The organism is Acinetobacter sp. RF14B, assembly GCF_006864105.1.
Taxonomy (GTDB): domain Bacteria; phylum Pseudomonadota; class Gammaproteobacteria; order Pseudomonadales; family Moraxellaceae; genus Acinetobacter; species Acinetobacter lwoffii_C.
In genome coordinates this window covers 1-1,418 of the sequence record NZ_SMTB01000187.1, presented here as the reverse complement: position 1 = coordinate 1,418, position 1,418 = coordinate 1, and the positions used below count along the sequence as shown (strand labels likewise).

Below are 1,418 nucleotides of genomic sequence, written 5' to 3'. Positions count from 1 at the left end.
CCTTTCATGCCTTGATGGAGGAAGTTCTGGAAGATATGGTACTGAATCTGATGCATGGTTGGGTTAAGGAAATCCTGTCGACCCCCCTACAGGCTGATTTTGCCTTGGAGCAGTTGCAGGCAAAGGCGTATTTGTCAGAATTTCCATTTTATCTTTCCTTGACCGATGCACCCTTGCAAATCCGCCAGATTCATCAGCTGTTTGCCGAACAGGGCATTGTCATGAGCGAGTTCAATGAGGCCAAATCGGCCCGCTATCTGACCGGCTCAATTGACTTGGTGTATTTTGATGGCCAGCGTTATCATATTGCGGACTATAAAAGTAACTTTCTGGGGCCAGACCAGCAACATTACGCGGCAGAAGCCATTCAGCAGAATATGAGCCAGTCCAGTTACTGGTTGCAGGCCGCTTTATATCTGGTGGCGTTGCATCGTTATCTGTCAGCCAATATGCAGGATTATGCTATACAGCAGCATCTCGGCGGAGCGACTTATCTGTATCTGCGAGGAATGAATGGTCAGGCCGGACAGGGAGCTTATCATTGGCAGCCGGACATAGAATTCCTGTTAAAACTGGATCAAATTCTGGGTTACTTTGAACAGCAAAAACGGGCTTAAGGTAGAGATTTTGGAAAATTTATACAGCCTAAACAGAAAATTGGCCTGTGGATAACTTTGAGGATAACTGTGTGGAAAATGAGCAGATTCACGTGTCGCAGCCAGTCTCTTCTTTGAGGGGATGGATTGACTATCTATGTCAGCCCCCTTTTAGCCCGGCACCACTGGAAGAAACTGCGAAACAGCTCATTCAACAGGTGCTGGATGCCATGCAGGAAGGGAACAGCTGTATACCAGCGAGCATTGAGCAGGTAGCGTCCTTACAGCATCTGGTCTGGCAGTGTGAATCCTCTGCTACAGGCGCTGCGCCTTTTGTTTTTGAAAACCAGTCGTTGTATCTGTACCGTTACTGGCAGCTGGAGCAGTCTGTCGCTGCTCATATTGCCAGAATCAAGCTGCAGGCTGTTCCGGCACTGGCCTTAACTGCGTGTGAGCGTAAGCTCTTAACGGATCCCCAGCAACAAAAAGCTCTAGAAATGGTGGCTCAGCAGGCGCTGAGCATTATCACCGGGGGGCCGGGAACCGGAAAAACTTATACTTTGGCGCATATTATTGCGGTCTTGCACGAAACTCTTCCAGATATCCGGATTGCCATGGCGGCTCCGACTGGAAAAGCAGCACAGCGTATGAAGGAAGCCTTGCAAAACGCCCTACAGAGTGAAGCCCTAAAGCAATTTGATCTGGCAGCATTGAAACAGGAACAACCTGTTACCTTGCACCGCCTGCTCGGGCTTGGACATCAGGGCCAGCCGCGTTTTCATGCCAGACAGCCTTTGCCTTATGATGTGATTGTGGTGGATG

2 protein-coding genes are annotated in these 1,418 nt (G+C 49.4%); both read left to right on the top strand.

Annotated features, from left to right (window positions below; translation table 11 throughout):
* A partial coding sequence (locus E2K52_RS14400; RefSeq protein WP_171478881.1) for a PD-(D/E)XK nuclease family protein occupies positions 1 to 617 on the top strand: 617 nt, incomplete at its 5' end.
* Positions 618 to 688: 71 nt separating this feature from the next.
* Positions 689 to 1,418, top strand: a 730-nt coding sequence (locus tag E2K52_RS14395; RefSeq protein WP_151205680.1) for an AAA family ATPase, incomplete at its 3' end; no start/stop codon positions are given.